The 25,405-nt window shown below is 63.9% G+C and carries 24 protein-coding genes; 21 read left to right on the top strand and 3 right to left on the bottom strand.

Going from position 1 to position 25,405, the window contains the following annotated elements:
* Nucleotides 1-47: 47 nt before the first annotated feature.
* The 14 genes from eno (at nucleotide 48) to JKG68_RS14810 (ending at nucleotide 13,564) form a co-directional block, all read left to right on the top strand.
* Nucleotides 48-1,331 carry a phosphopyruvate hydratase gene (gene eno / locus JKG68_RS14875; RefSeq protein WP_202060853.1) on the top strand — a complete coding sequence of 428 codons (1,284 nt, stop codon included), beginning with the start codon at nucleotides 48-50 and terminating at the stop codon, nucleotides 1,329-1,331.
* A gap of 194 nt (nucleotides 1,332-1,525) precedes the next feature.
* Nucleotides 1,526-1,840, top strand: a complete 315-nt coding sequence (locus JKG68_RS14870) for an FtsB family cell division protein (RefSeq protein WP_202060894.1) — start codon at nucleotides 1,526-1,528, stop codon at nucleotides 1,838-1,840.
* A gap of 173 nt (nucleotides 1,841-2,013) precedes the next feature.
* Nucleotides 2,014-3,075, top strand: coding sequence for a pyruvate dehydrogenase (acetyl-transferring) E1 component subunit alpha (gene pdhA, locus JKG68_RS14865; protein ID WP_202060851.1), 1,062 nt, complete (start codon nucleotides 2,014-2,016; stop codon nucleotides 3,073-3,075).
* Between the two features lie 60 nt (nucleotides 3,076-3,135).
* A complete protein-coding gene (locus JKG68_RS14860) occupies nucleotides 3,136-4,605 on the top strand; it encodes a pyruvate dehydrogenase complex E1 component subunit beta (protein ID WP_202060849.1) in 1,470 nt (489 codons plus the stop codon).
* Between the two features lie 4 nt (nucleotides 4,606-4,609).
* Entirely contained in the window at nucleotides 4,610-4,906 is a 297-nt protein-coding gene (locus JKG68_RS14855; RefSeq protein ID WP_202060847.1) for a DUF5076 domain-containing protein, read from the top strand.
* A gap of 29 nt (nucleotides 4,907-4,935) precedes the next feature.
* Nucleotides 4,936-6,378, top strand: a complete 1,443-nt coding sequence (locus JKG68_RS14850) for a pyruvate dehydrogenase complex dihydrolipoamide acetyltransferase (protein WP_202060845.1) — start codon at nucleotides 4,936-4,938, stop codon at nucleotides 6,376-6,378.
* Between the two features lie 61 nt (nucleotides 6,379-6,439).
* The gene (locus JKG68_RS14845; RefSeq protein WP_202060844.1) at nucleotides 6,440-6,892 is read left to right on the top strand and encodes an endonuclease domain-containing protein; all 453 of its coding nucleotides are present in this window, start codon (nucleotides 6,440-6,442) and stop codon (nucleotides 6,890-6,892) included.
* Complete coding sequence (gene lpdA, locus JKG68_RS14840) at nucleotides 6,893-8,329, top strand: dihydrolipoyl dehydrogenase (protein ID WP_202060842.1); 1,437 nt, start codon at nucleotides 6,893-6,895, stop codon at nucleotides 8,327-8,329.
* 138 nt (nucleotides 8,330-8,467) lie between these two features.
* Nucleotides 8,468-8,935 (top strand): GFA family protein, encoded by a 468-nt coding sequence (locus tag JKG68_RS14835; RefSeq protein ID WP_202060840.1) that lies wholly within the window; start codon nucleotides 8,468-8,470, stop codon nucleotides 8,933-8,935.
* Nucleotides 8,936-9,097: 162 nt separating this feature from the next.
* Entirely contained in the window at nucleotides 9,098-9,298 is a 201-nt protein-coding gene (locus tag JKG68_RS14830) for a type II toxin-antitoxin system ParD family antitoxin (RefSeq protein WP_202060838.1), read from the top strand.
* Nucleotides 9,288-11,444, top strand: a complete 2,157-nt coding sequence (locus JKG68_RS14825; protein WP_202060835.1) for a PAS domain-containing sensor histidine kinase — start codon at nucleotides 9,288-9,290, stop codon at nucleotides 11,442-11,444. The genes JKG68_RS14830 and JKG68_RS14825 overlap by 11 nt, the downstream gene beginning before the upstream one ends.
* 149 nt (nucleotides 11,445-11,593) lie before the next feature.
* On the top strand, nucleotides 11,594-12,553 hold the full coding sequence (gene lipA / locus JKG68_RS14820; protein ID WP_202060829.1) for a lipoyl synthase: 960 nt from the start codon (nucleotides 11,594-11,596) through the stop codon (nucleotides 12,551-12,553).
* Between the two features lie 15 nt (nucleotides 12,554-12,568).
* Nucleotides 12,569-13,093: an AAA family ATPase gene (locus tag JKG68_RS14815; protein WP_202060827.1), complete on the top strand. Its 525-nt coding sequence runs from the start codon at nucleotides 12,569-12,571 to the stop codon at nucleotides 13,091-13,093.
* A gap of 3 nt (nucleotides 13,094-13,096) precedes the next feature.
* Nucleotides 13,097-13,564 carry a type II toxin-antitoxin system RatA family toxin gene (locus JKG68_RS14810; protein WP_202060825.1) on the top strand — a complete coding sequence of 156 codons (468 nt, stop codon included), beginning with the start codon at nucleotides 13,097-13,099 and terminating at the stop codon, nucleotides 13,562-13,564.
* On the opposite strand, the gene JKG68_RS14805 is transcribed toward JKG68_RS14810, so the two are convergent.
* Both JKG68_RS14805 and JKG68_RS14800 read right to left on the bottom strand, forming a co-directional pair.
* Nucleotides 13,565-14,053: a CinA family protein gene (locus tag JKG68_RS14805; RefSeq protein WP_202060823.1), complete on the bottom strand. Its 489-nt coding sequence runs from the start codon at nucleotides 14,051-14,053 to the stop codon at nucleotides 13,565-13,567. It abuts the gene before it with no gap.
* Nucleotides 14,050-15,246, bottom strand: a complete 1,197-nt coding sequence (locus JKG68_RS14800; protein WP_202060821.1) for a bifunctional 2-C-methyl-D-erythritol 4-phosphate cytidylyltransferase/2-C-methyl-D-erythritol 2,4-cyclodiphosphate synthase — start codon at nucleotides 15,244-15,246, stop codon at nucleotides 14,050-14,052. Before JKG68_RS14800 ends, JKG68_RS14805 begins: the two co-directional genes overlap by 4 nt.
* Before the next feature lie 111 nt (nucleotides 15,247-15,357).
* On the opposite strand from JKG68_RS14800, the gene dusB reads away from it, so the two are divergent.
* The 7 genes from dusB (at nucleotide 15,358) to hflX (ending at nucleotide 24,557) form a co-directional block, all read left to right on the top strand.
* Nucleotides 15,358-16,377, top strand: coding sequence for a tRNA dihydrouridine synthase DusB (gene dusB / locus JKG68_RS14795; protein ID WP_202060819.1), 1,020 nt, complete (start codon nucleotides 15,358-15,360; stop codon nucleotides 16,375-16,377).
* On the top strand, nucleotides 16,374-17,477 hold the full coding sequence (locus JKG68_RS14790) for a two-component system sensor histidine kinase NtrB (protein WP_202060817.1): 1,104 nt from the start codon (nucleotides 16,374-16,376) through the stop codon (nucleotides 17,475-17,477). The genes dusB and JKG68_RS14790 overlap by 4 nt, the downstream gene beginning before the upstream one ends.
* Nucleotides 17,478-17,486: 9 nt before the next feature.
* Complete coding sequence (gene ntrC, locus JKG68_RS14785; protein WP_202060812.1) at nucleotides 17,487-18,956, top strand: nitrogen regulation protein NR(I); 1,470 nt, start codon at nucleotides 17,487-17,489, stop codon at nucleotides 18,954-18,956.
* Nucleotides 18,957-19,055: 99 nt separating this feature from the next.
* The gene (locus JKG68_RS14780; protein WP_202060810.1) at nucleotides 19,056-21,305 is read left to right on the top strand and encodes a sensor histidine kinase NtrY-like; all 2,250 of its coding nucleotides are present in this window, start codon (nucleotides 19,056-19,058) and stop codon (nucleotides 21,303-21,305) included.
* Nucleotides 21,302-22,672, top strand: a complete 1,371-nt coding sequence (gene ntrX / locus JKG68_RS14775; protein ID WP_202060808.1) for a nitrogen assimilation response regulator NtrX — start codon at nucleotides 21,302-21,304, stop codon at nucleotides 22,670-22,672. Before JKG68_RS14780 ends, ntrX begins: the two co-directional genes overlap by 4 nt.
* A gap of 234 nt (nucleotides 22,673-22,906) precedes the next feature.
* Complete coding sequence (gene hfq / locus JKG68_RS14770) at nucleotides 22,907-23,161, top strand: RNA chaperone Hfq (protein ID WP_009491222.1); 255 nt, start codon at nucleotides 22,907-22,909, stop codon at nucleotides 23,159-23,161.
* Between the two features lies 1 nt (nucleotide 23,162).
* Nucleotides 23,163-24,557, top strand: coding sequence for a GTPase HflX (gene hflX, locus JKG68_RS14765; RefSeq protein ID WP_202060806.1), 1,395 nt, complete (start codon nucleotides 23,163-23,165; stop codon nucleotides 24,555-24,557).
* Here the strand turns inward: hflX and mazG are convergent.
* On the bottom strand, nucleotides 24,552-25,397 hold the full coding sequence (gene mazG, locus JKG68_RS14760; protein ID WP_202060799.1) for a nucleoside triphosphate pyrophosphohydrolase: 846 nt from the start codon (nucleotides 25,395-25,397) through the stop codon (nucleotides 24,552-24,554). The genes hflX and mazG overlap by 6 nt on opposite strands.
* Nucleotides 25,398-25,405 lie beyond the last annotated feature (8 nt).

Below are 25,405 nucleotides of genomic sequence, written 5' to 3'. Positions count from 1 at the left end.
GCCCACGGGAAACGCGGGCCGCACTTCAGCCAGCAGGAGCCTGTTTGATGACAGCAATTATCGACGTTTTCGCCCGCCAGATTCTGGACAGCCGCGGCAATCCCACCGTCGAGGTGGACGTCACCCTGGAGGACGGGTCCATGGGCCGTGCGGCCGTGCCCTCGGGCGCTTCCACCGGCGCTCACGAAGCCGTCGAGCTGCGGGACGGGGATAAGTCCGTCTATCTCGGCAAGGGCGTGCTGAAGGCAGTCGATGCCGTCAACAACGAGATCCTGGACGCCATCGGCGGCATGGATGCTGAAGAGCAGGTCGCCATCGACGAGGCGATGATCGAGCTCGACGGCACCCCGAACAAGGCCCGCCTTGGCGCCAACGCGATTCTTGGCGTCTCGCTCGCCGTCTCCAAGGCGGCTGCCGAGGCAGCGGCGTTGCCGCTTTATCGCTATGTGGGCGGCACCCAGGCCCGTGTCCTGCCGGTTCCGATGATGAACATCATCAATGGCGGCGCCCATGCCGACAACCCGATCGACTTCCAGGAATTTATGATCATGCCCGTCGGCGCACCGACGCTGGCCGAGGCCGTGCGCATGGGCGCGGAGGTGTTCCACACCCTCAAGAAGGCCCTCAAGGACGCCGGCCACAACACCAATGTGGGCGACGAGGGCGGCTTTGCCCCCAACCTGCCAAGCGCCGAGGCAGCCCTCGACTTCATCATGAAGTCCATCGAGCAGGCCGGCTACAAGCCAGGCACCGATATGGTGATCGGCCTGGACTGCGCCGCCACCGAGTTCTTCAAGAACGGCGCTTATCACTATGAGGGCACCGGCCAGAAGCTCTCCCCGCAGCAGCAGGCCGAGTATCTGGCCCAGCTCGCCGCCGCCTATCCCATCGCCACCATCGAGGACGGCATGTCCGAGGACGATTGGGAGGGCTGGAAGGCCGTGACCGACCTCATAGGCTCCAGGTGCCAGCTCGTGGGCGACGACCTCTTCGTCACCAACGTGGAGCGCCTCTCGCAAGGCATCAAGCAGGGCGTCGCCAACTCACTTCTGGTGAAGGTGAACCAGATCGGCTCGCTCACCGAGACCCTGGCTGCCGTCGACATGGCCCACCGCGCCGGCTACACGGCCGTCATGTCCCACCGCTCGGGCGAGACGGAGGATTCCACCATCGCGGATCTCGCGGTTGCGACCAATTGCGGGCAGATCAAGACTGGGTCGCTTGCCCGCTCCGACCGGCTGGCGAAGTACAACCAGCTCATCCGGATCGAGGAAGAGCTCGGCACCCAGGCTCGCTATGCGGGCCGGGCCGCCCTGAAGGCGCTGGCATAATGTGATCGCCGAAGCGATCTTTCTGCTCTACGTCATGGCCGGGCTTGTCCCGGCCATTTCCATTCTGAACGGGTGCGGCGCTTCCCTGATCGAGATCACCGGCACAGGGCAGGTAATGGCGTACAGGGCACACGCGATGCCGAGCGCACCGATCCTCAACCCCTTCTTAACCATGCGGATGTATGACTCAGGCCATGGTAATCCGCAGGCGCGCACGACGATTCTTGATCCCGCTGGTGCTCTACAGCATCTCGGCGGCTGTGGCCGGCTACTTCGTACATCATGCCCATAGCGGCGCACGTGGCATCGAGGCCCAACAAAAGTATGAAGCTCAGGTGGCCGAACTTTCGGGCGAGCTGGAGGGTTTAAAGACCCAGCGCTCGCACTGGGAGCGCCGCATCGCGCTTCTTCGGAGCGATCAGATCGACCGTGATCTGCTCGAGGAAAGAGCTCGCGTGATGTTAGGACGTGTCCACAAGAACGACCTTGTGATCATCACGGGCCCATAATTCGGAAGAGTTCAAAAGTTCTGCTTAACTGAAATCAAGTTGATCGCAAATAAACAAGCAATAACAATCGCTTGCATGTTTCATTGTGCAGCGCAACACAATGCTTTGCCCCCTCGATTTCCCATCCCGTCTGCGCTACAACTTTCGTCGAGGAAACCCTTCGGAGGAACCCGATGGCTGTTGCTGCCCGCAAGGCGGGCCGTGTCGCAACCGGCACGGCTAACAAGTCCACTTCCACCAAAAGCTCCGCACGAGGAGCTGCGCTCAACACCCCACAATTCGACAAGAACCAGGATCTGTCAGCCTATAACGACATGCTTCTGATCCGCCGCTTCGAAGAGAAGTCCGGGCAGATGTACGGCATGGGCCTGATCGGCGGCTTTTGCCACCTCTATATCGGTCAGGAAGCCGTGGTCGTCGGCATGCAGATGGCGACCATAGAGGGCGACCAGCTGATCACGGGTTATCGCGATCACGGTCACATGCTCGCCTGCGGCATGGACGCCAAGGGCGTCATGGCCGAGTTGACGGGACGCCGCGGCGGCTTGTCGAAGGGCAAGGGCGGCTCCATGCACATGTTCTCCAAGGAGAAGCATTTCTATGGCGGCCATGGCATCGTCGGCGCCCAGGTGTCCCTCGGCACCGGCATCGCTTTCGCCAATCACTACCGTGAGAACGGCAATGTCTGCCTGACCTATTTCGGCGATGGCGCTGCCAACCAGGGTCAGGTCTACGAAAGCTTCAACATGGCGCAGCTGTGGAAGCTGCCCGTCGTCTACGTGATCGAGAACAACCGCTACGCCATGGGCACCTCGGTCAGCCGCGCCTCGGCGCAGACCGACTTCTCCAAGCGCGGCGTGTCCTTCGGCATTCCCGGCGAGCAGGTGGACGGCATGGACGTCCGCGCGGTCTATGCCGCCGGTCAGCGCGCCATCGAGCATGCCCGCTCAGGCAAGGGTCCCTACATTCTCGAGATGCAGACCTACCGCTATCGCGGCCATTCCATGTCCGATCCGGCCAAGTACCGCACGAAGGACGAAGTGGCCCGCATGCGCGAGGAGCACGACCCGATCGAGCAGGTGCGCCGCCGTCTGCTGGAGACCTGGAAGCTGTCGGAAGACGAGCTGAAGGCCATCGACAGCCGGGTGCGCGAGATCGTCAACGAGGCGGCCGAGTTCGCCACGCACGATCCGGAGCCCGATCCGTCCGAGCTCTACACGGACATCCTGTTGTAAGCGGCGCCCCCAGCGCCGCTCCCCACATCTCGCCGCAGCGACAATCAAAACAGGTCTTTCATGGCGATCGATATTCTTATGCCCGCCCTCTCCCCCACCATGGAGCAGGGCAAACTGGCCAAGTGGCTGAAAAAGGAAGGCGATCAGGTCAAGCCCGGCGACGTGCTGGCCGAGATCGAGACCGACAAGGCCACCATGGAGGTCGAGGCGATCGACGAGGGCGTCCTTGCAAAAATCCTGGTTTCCGACGGCACCGACAACGTGGCCGTGAACACCCCCATCGCCATCCTGGCAGGAGAGGGTGAGGATGTTTCCGCCGCAGCTTCCAAGGGCCCGGCTCAAGGCGGCGGCGAGCCTCCTCCGGCACCCGGCCCGAGCTCTCCGCAGCCGGCACCGGTTCCGGACATGCAGGCGGAAGGCATGACGGACCGCCCGGCCCCTTCATCCAGGACGGAGTCCGATCAGCCCGTGGCACAGCCGGCCGCTCCGTCGGTCATCACCAGCCGCACCAGCTACAACGCCATGGCGGAGATTCCGGAAGGAACCGAGCTGGTCAACATGACCGTCCGCGAGGCGCTTCGCGATGCCATGGCCGAAGAGATGCGCCGGGACGGATCCGTCCTCGTCATGGGTGAAGAGGTGGCCGAGTACCAGGGCGCCTATAAGGTAACCCAAGGGCTGCTGCAGGAATTCGGCGCCAAGCGCGTGATCGACACGCCGATCACCGAGCACGGCTTTGCCGGCGTGGGCGTCGGCGCGGCTTTCACGGGCCTTCGCCCCGTCGTCGAGTTCATGACCTTCAACTTCGCCATGCAGGCGATCGACCACATCATCAACTCGGCGGCCAAGACACTCTACATGTCCGGTGGCCAGCTCGGCGCTCCCATCGTGTTCCGTGGCCCCAACGGAGCCGCGGCCCGCGTGGGTGCTCAGCACAGCCACGACTACTCGGCTTGGTACTCGAACGTTCCAGGCCTCAAGGTGATCGCACCCTATTCGGCGTCGGACGCGAAGGGACTCCTCAAGAGCGCCATCCGCGATCCGAACCCGATCATCTTCCTGGAGAACGAGATTCTCTACGGCCAGTCCTTCCCGGTGCCGAAGCTCGACGACTTCACGGTGCCGATCGGCAAGGCGCGCATCCACCGCGAGGGCAAGGACGTCACCATCGTGTCCTTCTCCATCGGCATGACCTACGCGCTGAAGGCCGCGCAGGAGCTTGAGAAGGAAGGCATCGATGCGGAGGTGATCGACCTGCGCACGATCCGCCCGATGGATACCGAGACCATCGTCGCGTCCGTCATGAAGACGGGCCGCTGCGTCACGGTGGAAGAGGGCTTCCCGCAATCGGGGGTCGGCGCCGAAGTCGCCATGCGCATCATGGAGAATGCGTTCGACTATCTTGACGCGCCCGTGGTCCGCGTGACCGGAAAGGACGTGCCGATGCCATATGCGGCCAACCTCGAGAAGCTCGCGCTCCCGAACGTGGCCGAAGTGGTGCAGGCGGCGAAGGCCGTTTGCTACAGGTGAGATCATGAGCGAACGGAAATTCGAAGCCCTCAACGTTCCGCCTGACGTCCTCGAAAAGGGCGGCATCGAGATCCTGAGGGCTTCGGTGGTCGATGGCGAGGTGAGCATCGCGCTTCGCCGCGCCTTCGACGATCCGTTCACCTGGGGCGTGCTCCTGGTGGACCTCGCCCGTCACGCCGCGCGCGTCTACGCCATGGAAACGGAGTTCTCCGAAGAGGAGGCTCTGGCCGAGATCACTGCCGGCATTCAGGCCGAGCTGGATGATCCGAGCGATCCTGGTTCGACGCAGGCGATCAATTAAACCCTACAAGATCAGGATCCATAAACGCCATGCCCATCAATATCCTGATGCCCGCCCTGTCTCCCACCATGGAAAAGGGCAACCTTGCCAAGTGGCTGAAGAAGGAAGGCGACACGGTGAAATCCGGCGATATCATCGCCGAGATCGAGACCGACAAGGCCACCATGGAAGTGGAGGCGGTGGACGAAGGCATCCTCGCCAAGATCGTCGTGCCTGAAGGCACCGCAGACGTGCCCGTCAACCAGTTGATCGCTTTGATCGCCGGCGAGGGCGAGGATCCGAAGAGCGTCACGGCTCCATCTGGCGGCGGCAGCGCTCCGGCACCGAAGGCTGAAGCCGCACCGGCTCCTGCTGCGCCAGCAGCCGCGCCCCAGCCGCAGGCCAACGCCATTCAGGGCGATCCGGCAGCCCACATGTCCTATGCCCGTGTCGATCAGGCTCCCGAGGGGCCGGCGCAGCCCGCAGGCAAGCCCAATGGGGCAGGGGAGCAGCAGGCAGGCGGCAACCGGGTCTTTGCCTCGCCTCTTGCCAAGCGCATAGCACGTGAAGCAGGCATCGATATAGGCTCCGTCCAGGGCTCCGGCCCCCATGGCCGCATCGTCGAGAAGGACGTGCGCTCCGCGCTCCAGGGTGGCGGCACGAAGCCGGCGGCTGCTCCGGCGCCCGCTGCGGCGGCGGCACCTGCGCCTGCACCTGCGGCCAAACCCGCAGCCCCTCAGCTGGCCCAGAGCGCCTCGGCCGATCAGGTCAAGGCCATGTTCGAGGCCGGCACCTACGAGGAAGTGCCGCTCGACGGCATGCGCAAGACCATTGCCAAGCGCCTCGTCGAGTCGAAGCAGACGGTGCCTCATTTCTACCTGTCGCTGGATTGCGAGCTCGACGCGCTCATGGCCCTGCGCGAGCAGATCAATGCAGCCGCCGGCAAGGACAAGGACGGCAAGCCCGCCTACAAGCTTTCGGTCAACGACTTCGTCATCAAGGCTCTCGCCATCGCGCTCCAGCGGGTTCCCGCCGCCAACGCGGTCTGGGCCGAGGATCGCATCCTGAAGATGAAGCATTCCGATGTGGGCGTCGCCGTCGCAATCGAGGGCGGCCTGTTCACGCCGGTCGTGCGCAAGGCGGAACAGAAGACCCTCACCACCATCTCGGGCGAGGTGAAGGACATGGCGGGCCGCGCCCGCACCCGCCGCCTGAAGCCCGAGGAATATCAGGGCGGCTCCACCGCGGTCTCCAACCTCGGCATGTTCGGCATCAAGAACTTCCAGGCGGTCATCAACCCGCCACAGGGCACGATCCTGGCGGTCGGCGCCGGCGAGCAGCGCGTCGTGGTGAAGAACGGTGCTCCTGCCGTCATTCAGGCCATGACCGTGACCCTCTCCTGCGACCACCGCGTGGTCGATGGTGCTCTCGGCGCGGAACTGCTGGCAGCCTTCAAGCAGCTCATCGAGAGCCCGATGGGGATGCTGGTTTGAGCAAATGCTCCACCTTTTCCCTCCCCCTCGCGGGGAGGGGCAGGGGTGGGGGTCGTGACGCATGCTCGCGCTGACAGAACCTGCAATGTCGTGGAACCAGCCACCTGCCAGATCGACATCACCACGGGCGAAGTCGAATGCGGGGAAACTGCGGCGCACTCTCACAGAACCTGAGAAGCGTTTGTGGTGGCACCTGCGGAATCGCCTGCCCTTAAGCGACACCCATTTCAGGCGCCAAGTTCCCATCGGTTCCCACATCGCCGATTTCTGCTGTCTCGGCACCCGGCTCGTCATCGAAGTCGATGGCGGCCAACACACCAGCGATCAGGCCACTGCTTACGATAGCCGGCGGACGGCCTATCCCGCGAGCCAAGGCTTTCATGCTCTTCATTTCACCAATGCTGAAGTGATGCTGGACATCACTTCAGTGCTCGACATCCCTCATGCGGCACGTGTCCGCACCACCCCCACCCCTTACCCCTCCCCGCAAGGGGAAGGGGACCTGGAGGCGTAAATGGCAAACCAATACGACATCATCGTCATCGGCGGCGGGCCGGGGGGCTATGTGGCCGCGATCCGCTCGGCGCAGCTCGGGTTCAAGACCGCGGTCGTGGAGCGCGAGCATCTGGGCGGCATCTGCCTCAACTGGGGCTGCATACCCACCAAGGCGCTCCTGCGCTCGGCCGAGATCTACCACTACATGGAGCACGCCAAGGATTACGGCCTGTCGGCTCAAGGGATCGGCTTCGATGCGGCCGCCATCGTGCAGCGCTCGCGCGGCGTGTCGGGCCGTCTCAACGGCGGTGTCGGCATGCTGCTCAAGAAGAACAAGGTCGACGTGATCTGGGGCGAGGCCAACATCACCAAGCCCGGCGAGGTAGTGGTATCGGCTCCCAAGAAGCCCGCCATGCAGCCGCAAAACCCGGTGCCGAAGGGCGTGCTGGAGCCCGGCACTTACGCCGCCAAGCACATCATCGTGGCCACCGGCGCGCGGCCCCGTGCGCTACCGGGCATCGAGCCGGACGGCAAGCTGATCTGGACCTATTTCGAGGCCATGGTGCCTCCCACCATGCCGAAATCGCTCCTCGTCATGGGGTCGGGCGCCATCGGCATCGAGTTCGCCTCCTTCTACCGCACCATGGGCGTGGAGGTGACGGTGGTCGAGGTGATGCCGCAGATCCTGCCCGTCGAGGACGCGGAGATTGCGGCGCTCGCCCGCAAGCGCTTCGAGAAGCAGGGGATGAAGATCCTGTCCGGCGCAAAGGTCACGAAGGTGGAGAAGGGCGCAAACTCCATCACGGCCACCATCGATGACGGCAAGGGAACGCAGACCATCACTGCGGAGCGGATGATCTCGGCGGTCGGCGTCGTCGGCAACATCGAAAATCTCGGCCTCGAGAGGCTCGGGGTGAAGATCGAGCGCGGCGTCGTCATGACGGACGGGCTCGGGCGCACCAATGTGCCGGGCATCTACGCCATCGGCGACGTGGCGGGTCCGCCCATGCTGGCGCACAAGGCCGAGCACGAAGGCGTGATCTGCGTCGAGACCATCAAGGGCCTGCACGCCCATGCCATGGACAAGGCCAAGATCCCGGGCTGCACCTATTGCAATCCGCAGATCGCATCCGTGGGCCTGACTGAGGCCAAGGCGAAGGAGCAGGGCTTCGACGTCCGCGTCGGTCGCTTCCCCTTCATCGGCAACGGCAAGGCCATTGCCCTGGGCGAGCCGGAAGGCTTGGTCAAAACCATCTTCGACAAGAAGACGGGCCAGCTGCTTGGCGCCCACATGATCGGCGCCGAAGTGACCGAGCTGATCCAGGGCTACGTGATCGCCATGAACCTGGAGACCACGGAGGAGGAGCTGATCCACGCTGTCTTCCCGCACCCGACCCTCTCCGAGACCATGCATGAGAGCGTCATGGACGCCTATGGCCGCGTGATCCACATCTAAAGCGGCAGGCCGCAGGCCCAACTTTTGCTCCCAACATGGCCGGGCTCCGCCCGGCCATGTTTTTTGAACCTGGTGTCCGCATTGACAGGGCGGCTACCCTGCCGGCAGGCTTGGCCCTACGACACACAGGAGAAAGCCATGACGGACCAGAACGCCGTGCGGGATGGCGAATGCCGATGCGGGCAGGTGAGATTTCGTGTCAGCGGAGCGCCTCTCGTCACCATGGCCTGCCACTGCACCGGTTGCCAGCGCATGACCGCCAGCGCCTTCTCCTTGAGCGCGCTCTATCCCAGCCACAGATTCGAGGTGGTAGAGGGTGAGCCTGTTATCGGCGGCCTTCATGGCGCTACCCGCCACTTCTTCTGCCCCCATTGCATGAGCTGGCTCTTCACCTGCCCCGAGGGCTTGGACGATTTTGTGAACGTGCGCAGCACGATGCTGGAGAATGTGAACGACCTTGCGCCGTTCATGGAAACCTACACCCGCGAGGCGCTGCCCTGGGCCAAGACGTCGGCAGTCCACAGCTTCGAAGGTTTGCCCCCGATGGAGCTTTACCCGGAGCTGCTGGCTGAATTCGCTCGGGCGTCCAGCCCATCCCGGGAATGATCCGGCCAAGTGGGCATCCATGCTTCCAAGCCTTCGCCGTCGGGACCGGCCATAATGGTTGAACCGGGACGAAGCGCCGCTATAGCCGATCATCTAAGTTGATATTCAACCCGGAACTATGCTGCTAGATGGGTAAGAACCTTTCCTACCCTCCCGATTGTCATGCCCTCCAAATCGACCATCACGGCCTCCCTGACCCCGGAACTGACCACCTTCATTGCCGCGAAGGTGAAAACCGGCCATTACCGCAGCGCCAGCGAGGTCGTGCGAGCCGCCCTCCGCCTGCTGGTGGAGCAGGACCGTCGCCAGGAGCCCAGCCTTGAGCAGGGCAGGGCCGCCGCAGGGGACCGTAATGCACGGTAATCCAGTCCCGTCGGGGCTCCCCTTCGCCGCCGACAAGACGGACCGGCTTCGGTTCTTCTTTCAGCAGGCACCCGGCATGATCGCGATCCTGAGCGGGCCGGATCACGTCTTCGAGTTTACCAATCCGGCTTATCTCGAGCTGATCGGCAGGCACGACGTCATCGGCCAACGGGTGCGTGATGCGCTTCCCGAGCTGGAGGCGCAAGGGACCGTAGCCCTCCTCGACACGGTATACGCAACGGGCGAGCCTTTCGTAGGCCGTCAGATGCCGGTCGCGTTCCAGCGTCGGCCGGGGGCTCCCACCGAAACCCGCTATATGGATTTCGTGTACCAGCCCGTGATGGATGACCGGGGCAAGGCCACCGGCATCTTCGCTCAGGGATTCGACGTCACCGAACAGGTCGAGGCCCGGACGGCGCTTCGCGAGAGCGAGGCCCGCTACCGGCTGTTCTCCGAGGAAACCCGCGAAGGCGTGATCATTCACAACGGCACCGTCGCTCTCGACTGCAACCCGGCTTATGCCCGTATCTTCGGATACGACAATGTCGCCGATGTGATCGGGCGTCCCAGCACCGCGTTCGTAACGTCCAGGAGCGCCGAGCTGCTCCTGGAAAAAGGCCGCCTCAGGCAGGAGGAGCCTTACGAAATCGAAGCCTGCCGGAAAGACGGATCCGTTTTCCCGGCGGAGTTCGTGGGTCGCGAGAGCGTGTGGCAGGGCCAAAGCGTCCGCATCGGCTTGGCTCGGGACCTGACCAATCAGAAGCGCCGCGAGACCGAGTTGCGCGAGAGCGAGGCTCACCTTGCAGCGATCTTCGACCAGGCTGCGGCGGGGTTCGCCGAATGCGACCTGTCGGGACGCTTTGTCCGGGTGAACGACCGCTTCTGCGAGATCTCCGGATACACCCGGGATAAGCTTCTGAGCGGCCTGCGCATGCAGGACATCACCCATCCGGACGATCTTCCGGAAAATCTCCGGCTGTTTCAGCAGGCAATCAAGGCCGGGGAAGCCTTCGAGATCGAGAAGCGCTACGTTCGTCCCGACGGCACAGAGGTGTGGGTCGGCAATACGGTGACGTTGATCCGCCAGGAGGATGGGCGCCCGCATATCATGGCGTCGGTGACGATTGACCTGACCGCGCGGCGCGAGGCTGAGTCGGCCCTGCGACAAAGTGAATCCCGCCTTCGCCTGGCGCTCGATGCGGGCCGGATGGCCGTGTGGGAAAGCGACACCCGCACTAACTCCGTGACCACCTCTCCCGAGCTGAACCGACTCCTCGGTTTTTCCGAGGATGCCTCTCCGACGATCGAGGAGATCAGGTCCCGCTATGCCCCGGGAGCCCACGAGCGGCTCCGAATGGCCGCGGCAGCCGCGCTCACGCATGGTCAGCGCTATGCCGAGGAGGAGCTGGAGGTGATCTGGCCCGACGGCTCCCATCACTGGCTGCTGCTGCGTGCCGACCTGGAGGCCAGCCATGGACCTGAGGGGGCCGTTTTCATCAAGGCCACCGGGGTTGCCTTCGACATCACCGACCGCAAGCTCTGGGAGGGCCGCCAGCAGCTTCTGATCAATGAACTCAATCATCGCGTAAAGAACACCCTTGCGACGGTCCAGTCCATCGCGGTGCAAAGCTTCCGCGAGCTCGGACCGGAGAGCGACCTGCGCGTAGGGACGTTTCAGGACCGTCTCCTGGCCCTGGCGCGGGCTCACGACATTCTGACACGGGACAACTGGGAGGGAGCGGAGCTTCGTGAATTGATCGGGGAGGTCATCGAACCGTATTGCCGCCAATCCAGCGGGCGTTGCGACGTGGATGGGCCGCAAGTCCGCCTCAGCCCCAACATAGCGCTTGCGATCTCCATGGCTGTTCACGAGCTTGCGACCAACGCAGCAAAATATGGCGCCCTCTCGGTGCCCACGGGCCAAGTCTCCATCACATGGACCGTGACGCTCGACGACCCCCGCCATCTGACGCTGTGCTGGCAGGAGCGTGGGGGACCTCCAGTCGAGCCGCCGAAGCGCAAGGGATTCGGCACCAGGCTCATCGAACGGAGCTTGGCTCATGAGCTCTCGGGCGAGGCGATCCTGGCCTACGTGCCCACGGGGGTCGTTTGTACGATCAAGGCTCCCTTGAGCGAAGTCACCTAACGGAGCGCTTCAACCCCTATGGCAGGCGGGAGCTTTTAAAAATGAAACGCTGCTCCGCCATCTGAGCATTTGCGAATGTGCCTCGGAAGTCTTAAATCAGCGGCATGCAGGAAGGGGCGGGGTCCCTTCGTCCCAGAGGTTTTTGCTTCATGGCCGTCGTTCTCGACCTTCTAAACAAGGATAACCGCCCTCGCCATCCGGAAAAGGCGCACCGGCCGGATCAGCCTGTTCAGCAGCGCAAGCCCGAATGGATCCGCGTGAAAGCGCCCGGCTCGCCCAAATGGGCCGAGACCAACAAGATCGTGCGCGAGAACAAGCTCGTGACCGTCTGCGAGGAGGCCGGCTGCCCCAATATCGGCGAGTGCTGGGAGAAGAAGCACGCCACCTTCATGATCATGGGCGATACCTGCACCCGCGCCTGCGCCTTCTGCAACGTGAAGACGGGCATGCCGCAGGCGCTCGACCCCAACGAGCCGGAGAGCGTGGCGATCGCGGTCCAGAAGCTCGGCCTGGAGCACGTGGTCATCACCTCCGTGGACCGGGACGACCTAGCCGACGGGGGCGCGCAGCATTTTGCCGACGTGATCCACGCCATCCGGGCGCGCTCGCCCAAAACCACCATCGAAATTCTCACCCCCGACTTCCTCAGGAAGCCTGGCGCGCTCGAGGTCGTGGTCGCGGCCAAGCCTGACGTGTTCAACCATAATCTTGAGACCGTGCCGTCCAAGTACCTGAAGGTGCGCCCCGGTGCGCGCTATTTCCACTCCATCCGCCTGCTCCAGCAGGTGAAGGAGCTCGACCCGACCATCTTCACCAAGTCCGGCATCATGGTGGGGCTCGGCGAGGAGCGGAACGAGGTCCTGCAGCTCATGGACGACCTGCGCTCGGCGGATGTGGATTTCATGACCATCGGCCAATACCTCCAGCCGACGAAGAAGCACCATCAGGTGATCCGCTTCGTCACCCCGGACGAGTTCAAGGCCTATGAAACCACGGCTTATGCCAAAGGGTTCCTCCTGGTCTCCTCCACCCCGCTGACACGCTCCTCGCACCATGCCGGCGAGGACTTTGCCAAGCTCAAGGCGGCCCGTCTGACAAAACTCGGCTAGGAGCCGGGCGAGTTCATGCAGCGCATTCTGGTCATCGGCAGCCCGGGCGCGGGCAAGAGCACCCTGGCAAGCCGCATCGCCAGGGATCTCGGTCTGCCGTTGATCCATCTTGATCGGGAATACTTCGGACCCGGCTGGACGACGCCCCCGAAAGCCGAGTGGCGGGAGAAGGTAAGCACGCTCGCAGCCCGGCCAGCCTGGGTCATGGACGGGAACTACGCCAGCACCTTCGATATCCGCGTGCCCCGGGCCACAACCATCGTGTGGCTCGACCTCCCACGATGGCGCTGCCTCACCCGCGTTCTCTGGCGGGTGGCAAGGAACTACGGGCGGTCGCGGCCCGACCTCGGCGCCGCCGGCCCGGAGCGCTTCGACCTGTCGTTCATGCGCTGGATCTGGTCCTATCCCGTCGCCATGCGACCCAAAACCGCTCGCATGCTGGAGCGCCTGCGCCCTGACCAGCGCGTTTATGTGCTGCGCTCCCGATCCGGCATCCCGGCTCTGGAAGCTGAGCTCACATCGAACAGAGAGGCCGCCTGAGCCATGCCGACCTTTCGCACCGCGCGCCCCGTCAAGCATACGCCTGCCCAGATGTTTGCCCTGGTGGCCGATGTGGAGCGGTATCCCGAGTTCCTGCCCCTGTGCGAGAGCTTGCGCGTCATGCGCCGGGTCCAGAGCGGGGAGGGCGTCGAGACGCTCGTGGCCACCATGGCCGTGGGCTACAAGGCCATCAAGGAAAGCTTCACCACCCGCGTGACGCTCGACCATCCGCGCCTGAAGATCACGGTCGAGTATGTGGACGGACCGTTCAAGTATCTCGAAAACCGCTGGACCTTCCGCCAGACGGCCACCGGCTGCGATGTGGAGTTCTACATCAACTACGAATTCAAGAGCTTCGCGTTGGGCATCCTGATGGGCAGCGTGTTCGATAAAGCCTTCCGCAAGTTCACCGAAGCCTTCGAGGAGAGGGCGGATGAGATCTACGGGGTTGCATCCAGGGCTCGGGCCTGATCAGCCCAGCGCCTGCTCCAAGAGAGCGAGCGCGTCCTCCACGGCCCGGCGGCGCACGTTCTCTCGCCCCAGTTCGCCGTAGTGCCTTTCCAAATGTATCGTGGCCGAGCCCTTCCGGGCCAGACCGAAATGGACGAGGCCCACCGGCTTCGTCGCCGTTCCCCCGGTCGGTCCCGCGATTCCGGTAATTCCAACCGCCACATCGGCATAAGAGCGAGCCAGCGCCCCCTCGGCCATGGCGCGGGCAACCGGCTCGCTCACGGCTCCATGGGCTGCGATCAGGTCGGCTGGAACACCGATCAGCTCCGTCTTGGCCTCGTTGGAATAGGTGACGAAGCCGCGCTCGACGACCGCCGAGGAGCCAGCTATCTCGGTGAGCAGGGCAGCCACGAGCCCACCTGTGCAGGACTCGGCGGTGGAGATCTTGAGGCCCCGCTGGCGATAGGTATCGAGAAGAGCGGCGGCGCGGTCTTTCATCTCAGGGGTCATGCATCTATCTCCGGCAACCGGATCGTCGCGGCCGCCTGGGCGGCGATGCCCTCGCTCCGGCCGGTAAATCCAAGCTTCTCCGTCGTGGTCGCCTTGAGGGAGACCTGATGGACGCGAAGCCCGGCAATCTCGGCGATCCGCTGGCGCATCGCCTCACGATGAGGGCCCAGCCGCGGCCTCTCGCACAGGAGCGTGGTGTCGAGATGGTCGACGAGCCCGCCACGCTCCCTCACCAAGCCCACGGCATAAGCCAGGAACCGATCGGAGGAGGCACCGCGCCATTGCGAGTCGCTCGGCGGAAAGTGGGTGCCGATATCCCCCTCGGCTAGGGCGCCAAGAACGGCATCCGTCAGGGCATGCAGGATCACGTCGCCATCCGAGTGGGCGACGACGCCACGGTCATGCGGAACCTCGATCCCGCCGAGCCACACATGATCGCCCTCGCCGAAGGCGTGCACGTCGAAGCCGGTGCCGAGACGGGTCACGTAAGTCATGGATGAGCCTTTCAGACGCCGTTCAGCCTCCTGGAAGTCGGCCGGATGGGTCAGCTTGATATTGCCCGGCTCGCCCTCGAACACATGAACCGGCTGGCCAGCCCACTCAGCTAGTGCGCCATCGTCCGTGAAGGAGTGCAGGTTCGACGCGGCAGCCTGCCGGTGGGCGTCGAGGAGCAGTGGAAAGCGGAAGGACTGCGGGGTCTGCACGGCTCGCAAGCTTGCCCGGTCGGGAGTTGAGATCACCTCCGAGCGCTCCCCGATGACCTTGATCGTATCGGTGACCGAGATGCCCGGGACGGCGGCGCTCCAACGCTCTGCGGCTTCCATCGCCCGGTCGATGAGGCCGGCACTTGCAAAGGGACGGGCGCCATCGTGAACCAGGGCGATATCTGGCGCAGAGGCTGCCAGAGCCTCGAGCCCATGGTTTACGGAGGCCTGCCTGGTTTCACCCCCATAGGCACAGGGCAGAAGCTTCGACAGCAGGTCTGCGGGGAGGGCCTTCAGGGTAGCCTCGTACAGGTCGCGGTCGTCGCGGTGAATTACCGCAACCACCCGCTCGATTCTCGGGTGCGCCAGGAAGCTCCCGAGGGTATGGGCTAACACGGGCTTGCCCTTGAGCAGACGATATTGCTTTGGGATCCCTTCACCCGCTCTTGATCCACGTCCTGCAGCAACGATAAGGGCGGCGACTGACATTTTCAGGGGGCTCTCTGTAACGGATGCTCTCCTAAGCGTGACCCGCGAATAAGGCAAATCTCCCAGCAAGGGGCTTGCGCATGTCATCGAAATGGCTATTCATTGGGCAGAATGGAAGTTGATCAAAAATTAGGCGAATACGGTTTCAGCGTGGGGCCGGTTCGCGTCCAGGTGGCAACCGTTCTGGCGCCCTTGTCGGGGGTTACGGATGTTGTCTTCCGTCGCATCGCCAAGCGTCTCGGAGCAGGGCTCGTCGTTTCGGAGATGGTCGCGTCGGACGAACTCGTCCAGGGCTCCGAAGAGGCGCAGTTGCGAGCAGAAGGCGCTGGAATCGAGCCTCACGTCGTTCAGCTGGCCGGCTGCGAGCCGCGCTGGATGGCTGAAGCCGCGCGGGTTGCCGAGGGGGCAGGGGCGCGCATCATCGACATCAACATGGGCTGCCCGGCCAAGCGTGTCATCGGCGGCTATGCTGGGTCTGCATTGATGCGCGACCTCGACCATGCCTCCCGCCTGATCGAGGCGACGGTGCAGGCGGCGAGCGTTCCCGTCACCGTCAAGATGCGGCTCGGCTGGGATCATGCGAGCATCAACGCCCCGGAGCTGGCCCGCCGTGCCGAGGCGCTTGGGGTGCAGGCCGTGACGGTGCATGGCCGCACGAGGCAGCAGTTCTACAAGGGGCAGGCCGACTGGAGCGCCATCGCGCCGGTCGTCGAGGTGGTCGGCATTCCCGTCATCGCCAATGGCGACATTCACTCCCTGGAGGATGCGAAACGCTGCCTCTCCGCCTCTGGCGCCGCCGCCGTGATGATCGGCCGCTCCGCGGTGGGCCGCCCTTGGCTCGTAGGCCAGGTGGGAGCGGCCCTGCAGGGACGGGTGATCCCCGATCCATCAGCGGAAGAGATGACCCACATTGCCGTGGAGCACTACGAGGGGCTTTTGTGCCTCTATGGCGAGAAGGTCGGCATTCGCCACGCCCGAAAGCATCTCGCCGCATACGCGGACGTGGCGCTCGCCTCCGGCTTCCAGGTCGAATCGAATGTTCGAACAGCCCTAGTCACATCCGAGGAGCCTCGGACGGTGATTGCTCTCCTGCGTTCGCTCTACGGCCGGCGGGAGCGGGAGGCGGCATGACGACGATGGCCATCAACGACCAGATCATGAACGCCCTGCCGATGCCGGTTCTCACCGTCGGCCCGGAGCACAGGATCGTTCACGCCAATGCGGCCGCCGAATTCTTCTTCGACATGAGCCTGCGCATGATGCTGCGCCAGAAGCTCACCGATCTGCTTCCTTTCGGCTCGCCTGTCATGGCCCTTGTGGAGGATGTGCGCGAGCGGGGGTCCAGCGTCAGCGAGCACCGGGTGGACATCGGCAGCCCGCGCCTTGGCGCGGAGCGAATCGTGGACGTTTCCGCAAGTCCCCTGGGTGACGACACCGACAGCGTGATCCTCATGCTCCAGGAGCGGACGATCGCCGACAAGATGAACCGCCAGCTGACCCATCGCGGCGCGGCCCGGTCCATTACGGCGCTGGGCGCGCTTCTGGCGCACGAGATCAAGAATCCGCTCTCCGGCATCCGCGGCGCGGCCCAACTTCTGGAGCAGTCGGCCAACGAGGACGACAGGTTGCTGACGCGCCTGATCTGCGACGAGACCGACCGGATCGTGAAGCTCGTCGAGCGCATGGAGCTGTTCGGCGAGGAGCGTCCGGTGGAGCGGGGACCCGTCAATATCCACGGCGTTCTCGACCACGTGAAGCGGCTTGCGCAGTCGGGCTTTGCCCGCCACATCCGCTTCGTCGAGAACTACGATCCGTCGCTTCCGCCGGTGCTCGGCAACCGGGACCAGCTCATTCAGGTGATCCTGAACCTCGTCAAGAACGCCGCCGAAGCGGTGGGGCTGGACGCGTCCGATGGCGAGATCATCCTTTCGACGGCTTTCCGCACAGGCGTTCGGCTTCAGGTGCCCGGCTCCCAGGAGCGGGTAAGCCTGCCCATCGAGCTCAGCGTGACCGACAACGGCCCCGGGATCCCGCCCGAGCTGATGAGCGATCTCTTCGATCCTTTCGTGACGACGAAGGTGCAGGGCAGCGGCCTGGGGCTTGCCCTCGTGGCGAAGATCGTCGGCGATCACGGCGGCATCGTCGAATGCGAGCCTGCGCCGAGACGGACCAGTTTCCGAATTCTCCTGCCCATGCACCGCGCCAATGACGGGCGCGGCGCCGATATGTGAGGCTAAGAAATGCCTAGCGGACAGATTCTTCTTGCCGATGACGATGCCGCCATCCGAACCGTTCTGAATCAGGCTCTTTCGCGGGCCGGATACGAGGTTCGCTCCACGAGCAATGCCGCCACGCTCTGGCGGTGGGTGGCGCAAGGGGAGGGCGATCTGATCATCACCGACGTGATGATGCCCGACGAGAATGCCTTCGATCTCCTGCCCCGCATCAAGAAGATCCGGCCGGAGCTTCCGATCATCGTCATGAGCGCGCAGAACACCTTTATGACGGCCATCAAGGCATCCGAGCGCGGCGCCTACGAGTATCTGCCCAAGCCATTCGACCTCAAGGAGCTCGTCGCCGTCGTCGGGCGGGCGCTCTCCCGCCCTCGCTCCGTTCCCGCCGGTGCGGGCCAGCCGCCGGACAACGAGGACATCCCGCTCGTCGGACGCTCCCATGCGATGCAGGAGATCTACCGGGCGCTCGCGCGGCTGATGCCGACGGACCTGACCGTGATGATCACGGGCGAATCCGGGACTGGCAAGGAGCTTGTCGCCAAGGCGCTTCATGATTACGGCAAGCGTCGTCAGGGCCCGTTCGTGGCCGTGAACATGGCGGCCATTCCTCGCGAGCTGATCGAATCCGAGCTCTTCGGCCATGAGAAGGGAGCTTTCACCGGCGCGACGGCGCGCAGCACCGGCCGCTTCGAGCAGGCCGAAGGCGGCACCCTCTTCCTCGACGAAATCGGCGACATGCCCATGGAGGCGCAGACCCGCCTCCTGCGCGTTCTCCAGCAGGGGGAATACACGACCGTGGGCGGCCGCGTGCCGATCAAGACGAATGTTCGCATCGTTGCCGCCACCAACAAGGACCTTCGGGTGCTGATCCAGCAGGGCCTCTTCCGCGAGGACCTCTACTTCCGGCTCAATGTGGTCCCCTTGCGCCTTCCGCCCCTGCGCGAGCGCGTGGAGGACATCCCGGACCTCGTGCGTCACTTCTTCGTCATCGTCGAGAAGGAAGGGCTCTCGCGCAAGCAGCTCGATGTCGAGGCCATGGATCGCCTCAAGCGCTACCGCTGGCCCGGGAACGTCCGTGAGCTGGAGAACCTGGTACGGCGGCTGGCCGCCCTGTATCCGCAGGATACGATCACCGGCGCGATCGTCGATGCGGAGCTCGATTCCCAGCCCCTGCTGCCGACACAAGTCGTTGGAAAGAGCGCCCAGCAGCCCTCCCAGCAGAACTCCGAAGGATTGTCCGACGCGGTCGAGAGGCACCTGAACGAGTATTTCTCGGGCTTCCGGGACACCCTGCCTCCGCCTGGTCTTTATCACCGGATCCTGCGGGAGATCGAAGGCCCCCTAATCGGGGCAGCCCTCGCGGCGACCCGAGGCAATCAGATCAGGGCAGCCGAACTCCTGGGGGTCAACCGCAACACACTGCGCAAGAAGGTGAGGGACCTCGAGCTGATGGTGGTGCGATCAAATCGCGCCTAGAGCTTGGGTGCTGTAATAATTTGACCACACTGTTGTGTTGGTGCATCACCCCATGACAGGGTGCTGAACCGAAAGCACCCGATTTGCGGGGCCTCAGTCTTGATCGACCAGGACAACAATGCACAACGGCAGACGGCAGAACCGTCCCAGAGCAGCCTCGGCTGGCTGGGTTACGGGGCCGTGCTGTCGGCCTTGGCATCGGCTCTTGCAACGTTCCTGATTCTCGCGGGCGCCACCCCGCTCCTGCCGACCCACAACGTCGTGGTGTGGGTTTTCATCCTGAACGGTGTGCTCATCGCCGTGCTGCTCGGCATTGTCGCCTGGCAGGCGCGGAAGCTGGTGCGGGAGCGAAGGGAAGGGGCGGCGGCGGCAGGCCTCCATGTCAGGATCGTCGGCCTGTTCAGCCTCGTGGCGGTTCTGCCGGCCATCCTGGTCGCAGCCGTCGCAACGGTGACCCTCGAACGGGGCTTGGATCCCTGGTTCACGGGATCGATCAAGGAGCTGATGACCAACACGGTCTCCATTGCCCGCTCCTACAGGGAATTGCAGTGCCGGACCCTTGCCCGCGAAACGCAGCTGATGGCGGCCGACCTCAACCGCGCGAAGGTTCTCTACGACGCCGATCGCAACCTATTCCGGGAGTTCATGAATTCCCGTTCGGTCTTCCTGGGCTTTCCTCTCACCATGCTTCTGGAGGCCGACGGTTCGGTGGTCGAGAGAATCGAGATCAAGAAGCTCGAAGGCGTTCCCCAACCCACCCAGGCCGACCTTCAGGAAGCGAGCAACCGGGAGGCTCTGTGCCTTTTCCCCCGCACCGGCAACATCTTCCGCTCGGCCCTGAAGCTCGATGCCCATGGCGGGCGTATCCTCTACGTGGCCAGAGAGGTCGATCCGCGCGCCGTCGAGTTTCCTCAGGTCGCTGAGGCCGGAATCGCTTTCTATGAGGCCCTCGATCAGAAGAAGGCCGGCATTCAGGTGGCCTTCGCGTCCATGTTCACCCTGATTGCCTTGATCGTGCTGCTCTCGGCGGTGTGGTTCGGCCTGAACTTCGCCAACCGCCTCGTTGCGCCGATCCGGCGTCTCATCCACGCCACCGACCAGGTGGCGACCGGCAATTTCTATGTTCAGGTGCCCGTGAGGCGAGGCGAGGGGGATCTCGGTCACCTGGGCGAGACCTTCAACAAGATGACCTCGGAGCTGCGCCGCCAACACGATGGCCTGACGGCGGCAAGCAATCTCATGGACAGGCGGCGGCGCTTCACGGAAGCGGTTCTGGCCGGTGTCTCCGCCGGCGTCATCGGCGTCAATGCGCGCGGGCAGATCACCATCGTCAATCCGTCGACCGAGGCGCTGCTGGGCACCTCCCGCGAGAAGCTGCTCGGCCAGCCGATCACCGTGATCCTGCCGGAAGTGGCCGCTCTTGTGGATGAGATGAGCCACGGACGTCAGCGTCTGATGCAGCAGCAGATCCACATCTCCCGAAAGGGCAAGGAGCGCACCATCAACGTTCGCGTCACCAGCGAGCAGACCCGCAGCGACAAGCGAGATCTGGTGATCACCCTCGACGACATCACCGATCTTGTCCTGGCCCAGCGCACGTCGGCCTGGGCCGACGTGGCGCGCCGCATCGCTCACGAGATCAAGAATCCGCTGACCCCGATCCAGCTGTCCGCCGAGCGCATTCGCCGGAAATACGGCAAGGTCATCACCACGGACCGGGAGGTGTTCGAGCAGTGCACGGACACAATCGTGAGGCAGGTCGACGACATCAAGCGCATGGTCGATGAGTTCTCGTCCTTCGCCCGGATGCCCAAGCCTACCATCGGCAACGAGGACTTGGCCGAGACCATCCGGCAGGTGGTTTTCATGATGAAGATCGCCCATCCGGAGATCGAGTTCGTGGATCAGCTCCCGCCCGGGCCTGTCGTCGTGCCCTTCGACCGGCGGCTCGTGTCCCAGGCTGTCACGAACATCGTCAAGAACGCGACCGAGGCCATCGCGGCAGTTCCCGACGCGGACCGGGGTCAGGCCCAGATCGCCGTGCTTCTCGACGACACCCACCCGGATTACGTGATCTTGGCAGTGACCGACAACGGCAAGGGCTTTCCCGTCGAGGGCAGGCAACGCCTTCTAGAGCCCTATATGACGACGCGCGAGGGCGGAACCGGACTGGGACTGCCGATCGTTGCAAAGATTCTGGAAGATCATGGAGGCGGCATGGAACTTGTCGACAATCCTGCCGGCAGAGGCGGACAGGTTCGCATGTGGATACCGAAGACGAAGCAAATCGCGTCGGAAGAGACGTCGGCAGCCTCCAGCCGCAAAGAATCCCGCAGGGCAAGCCTATGAGCGCTGATATTCTGGTCGTCGACGACGAGGTCGACATTCGTGAGCTTGTGGCCGGCATCCTTGAGGATGAAGGGCACCGCACGCGCACGGCAGGCACCTCCGACGATGCGTTGGCCGCCATCGAAACGCGGCGTCCGCATCTCGTTTTTCTCGACATCTGGCTGCAGGGAAGCCGCCTCGACGGCCTCCAGGTGCTGGAGATCATCAAGGCTCAGCACCCGGACCTGCCGGTGGTGATGATCTCGGGCCACGGCAATATCGAGACGGCCGTCTCCGCCATCAAGGCGGGCGCCTATGACTTCATCGAGAAGCCGTTCAAGGCCGATCGGCTGGTGCTTGTGGCGGAGCGTGCTCTGGAGGCATCCCGGCTCAAGCGTGAGGTCCGTGACCTGCGCTCCCGCTCCGTTCAGGCGAGCCGCATCGCCGGAAAATCCATCGTCATCAACCAGCTGCGGCAGGCCGTCGAGCGGGCCGCGCCGACCAATGCCCGCATTCTGATCACGGGCGCCCCCGGCTGCGGCAAGGAACTCACCGCAAGGACCATTCACGGCCTGTCGGCGCGAGCCAACGGGCCCTTCGTCGTGCTGTCGGCCGCGACGATCACGCCCGATACTATGGAAGCCGAACTGTTCGGCACCGAAGGCGGCGAGGGTGGAGGACGTCGCGTGGGCGCTCTGGAGGAGGCCCATGGCGGAACGCTCTACATCGACGAGATCGCCGATATGCCCCGTGAGACGCAGAGCCGGATCCTGCGCGTTCTCGTGGACCAGAACTTCCAGCGGATCGGGGGGACGACCCGCGTCCATGTGGATGTGCGCATCGTCTCCTCCTCGAGCAGGGACCTGCCGGCTGAAATCGCGGCCGGTCATTTCCGGGAAGACCTGTTCCACAGGCTCGGCGTGATCCCGATTCGCGTGCCGTCCCTGGCGGAGCGTCGCGAGGACGTGCCTGAGCTGATCGAGTTCTTCATGGAGCAGATCTCGTCCACCACGGGCCTGCCCAGGCGCCGCATCGCCGAAGACGCCATGGCGGTGCTGCAGTCGCACGATTGGCCCGGCAATGTGCGCCAGCTGCGCAACAACGTCGAACGGCTGATGATTCTCACCTCCGGGGATCCGGAGGCCGAAATCACCGCCGATATGCTGCCTTCCGAGATCGGCGCTCTCGTTCCGAGCACGCCGGGCGGGGCAGGAGGCGAAAAGCTCATGAGTCTGCCCCTGCGCGAGGCTCGCGAGATCTTCGAGCGCGAGTATCTTTTGGCTCAAATCGCCCGATTCAGCGGAAACATCTCCAGGACCGCGGAGTTCATCGGCATGGAGCGCTCGGCGCTCCACCGGAAGCTGAAATCCCTCGGGATCGGGGGATAGCTTCGTTTTAGGGTAACGCCGAAGCGGCATTTCTCCACGTTCGGAGGCGCAATGCAGCCTGCCATCCACGGGAAAATATGCTCCGAGGGGGTAGAACTGTTGCGCCCCCCTTGCCGAACGCGGCTGTTCGCCCTGTAATAAGAACGCCGGTCGACGACCGCACGAAAGCGGACAACCATATCCAGGCGGCCCCATAGCCAAGACCGGCGGCGATGGGCTGGCGAGGCAACTTCAATGGCGGGCGATCGCGCGCAGAATCTTCAGGACACTTTTCTGAATTATGTCCGGAAGCAAAAAATACCCCTGACGATATTCCTCGTGAATGGCGTGAAACTGCAGGGCGTCGTCACTTGGTTTGACAATTTCTGCGTCCTTCTGCGCAGGGATGGTCACTCCCAGCTGGTTTACAAACACGCTATTTCCACCATCATGCCAGGACAGCCCGTTCAATTGTTCGATCAGATCGACGAGGCTGGCGAGAAGGCTTGAGGTGACAGAACCACGCACTCCGGGGGAAGAGCGTCTCATTCAGCTGGCCGAACCTGAGAAAGAGGTTGCGGCGGGGACAAAGACGCTCGTTATCGGACCATACCTGACGCGCAAGCGGCGGGTTTCCGCAGATGCGGACGGCGAGGGGACCAATCCGCGCCCCTCGGAAGCCCGTCTCGACGAGATCACGGGCCTTGCCCTTGCGATCGATCTCACCATCGTCCGCTCGCTGATCACCCCTTTGGCTTCGCCCCGGCCTGCCACCTATATCGGCAGCGGCAAGGTCGATGAACTGGCGGCCATGGTGCGCGCCGAAGAGATCGGGCTCGTCGTGATGGACTGCGCCCTCAGCCCCGTCCAGCAGCGCAACCTGGAGAAGGCCTGGGGCGCCAAGGTCATCGACCGGACCGGCCTCATCCTCGAAATCTTCGGGCGGCGCGCCCGCACGAAGGAGGGGACGCTCCAGGTCGAGCTGGCGCATCTGTCCTATCAGAAGGGGCGGCTGGTCCGTTCCTGGACACATCTGGAGCGCCAGCGCGGCGGCTTCGGCTTTCTTGGCGGTCCAGGCGAGACCCAGATCGAGGCCGACAGGCGGATGATCCAGGAGCGGATGAACCGGATCGAGCGGGATCTCGAGAGCGTGGTCAAGACGCGCTCCCTTCACCGGACGAGCCGCAGAAGGGTGCCCTATCCGATCATCGCCCTGGTCGGGTACACCAATGCGGGCAAGTCGACCCTGTTCAACCGCATGACCCAGGCCGATGTGCTGGCCGAGAACATGCTGTTCGCGACCCTGGACCCCACCTCCCGCGCCATTGATCTGCCCCATGGTGAAAAGGCGATCCTGTCCGATACGGTGGGCTTCATCTCCGATCTGCCGACCATGCTGGTCGCCGCTTTCCGGGCGACCCTCGAGGATGTGGTCGAGGCCGATGTCCTGCTCCACGTCCGCGACGTCTCGCATGGGGAGACGGAGGCTCAGGCGGGGGACGTTGCCATCGTCCTGCGGGAACTCGGCATCGACCCGGACGACACGAGGCGCATCGTCGAGGTTTGGAACAAGTCGGATCTTCTGTCAGCCGAGGACCGCGAGAGGCTTGCCACCACCTCCCACCGAGCAGGCGAGGAGAGGCGGCCCATTCTGATCTCGGCCCTGACCGGAGACGGCATCCCTGAGCTTCTGGAGACCATCGAGCAGCATCTTGCCATGGGGCGTCTGACCTATGAGGTCGACGTCGCGCCAGAGGACGGGCAGGGGCTTGCCTGGCTGCACGAAAATACGGAGATCCTGGAGCGCGACACGAAGGAGAACGGGCACACGGTCCTGCATGTGCGCCTGGTCTCCGGCAAGGAGCCACGCTTCCTGAACAGGTTCCCCGAAGCCCGCGTCCTATGAGGACCGGCCGGGCTCGCGCTCGGCTGTTTTGGCCGCCACCCAAAGGGTCTCCATCTCGTCCAGCGACGCCTCGTCGAGGCTTCTGTCCTGTTGCCCGAGTGCCGTCTCGACGGCCTTGAAGCGACGTTCGAACTTGGCATTCGTCCGCCGCAGGGCCCGCTCCGGATCGATGCCGAAATGACGGGCGAGGTTGGTGACGGAGAACAAAAGATCCCCGATCTCGTCCTCGATCCTGTCTCGGTCTCCGGATGAGGAAGCTTCCTTAACCTCCTCAAATTCCTCATGAATCTTGTCGATCACCTGCACGGATTCGGGCCAGTCGAATCCGACCTTTGCGGCCTTGGCCGTCAGCTTCTGGGCTCGGGTCAGGGCGGGCAGGGCCGTCGGAATCCCTCCGAGGAAGCCGGCCTCATGCGCCTCCGGGTCCAAGCCCATCGTCTCACGGGCTGCGCGGCGCTCCGCCTTTTCCTCACCTTTGATCGTGTCCCAGAGGCTCTTCACCTCCTCAGGCGACAATTCCTTGATGTTGCCGAACACGTGCGGATGCCGCCGGATGAGCTTCTTCGTGATCGCCTCGATCACGTCGGGAAAGGCGAACGCGCCCTGCTCTTCTGCCATACGCGCGTGGAACACCACCTGAAGCAGCAGGTCGCCGAGTTCGTCGCGCAGATCGGCGAGATCACCGCGTTCGATGGCGTCCACGACCTCATAGGCCTCCTCGAGCGTGTAAGGCGCAATCGAGGTGAAGTCCTGATCCAGATCCCACGGGCATCCTGTTTCAGGGGTTCGCAGGGCTGCCATGATCTCCAGGAGTCGCGAGATGTCGGAAGAAGGCTTCATGAGAAGGA

Origin of the sequence: Microvirga aerilata, assembly GCF_016743775.1 — a bacterium.
Classification (GTDB): domain Bacteria; phylum Pseudomonadota; class Alphaproteobacteria; order Rhizobiales; family Beijerinckiaceae; genus Microvirga; species Microvirga aerilata.
Note: the sequence above shows the minus strand (reverse complement) of the source record. Positions and strands in the feature narration are given on the sequence as shown.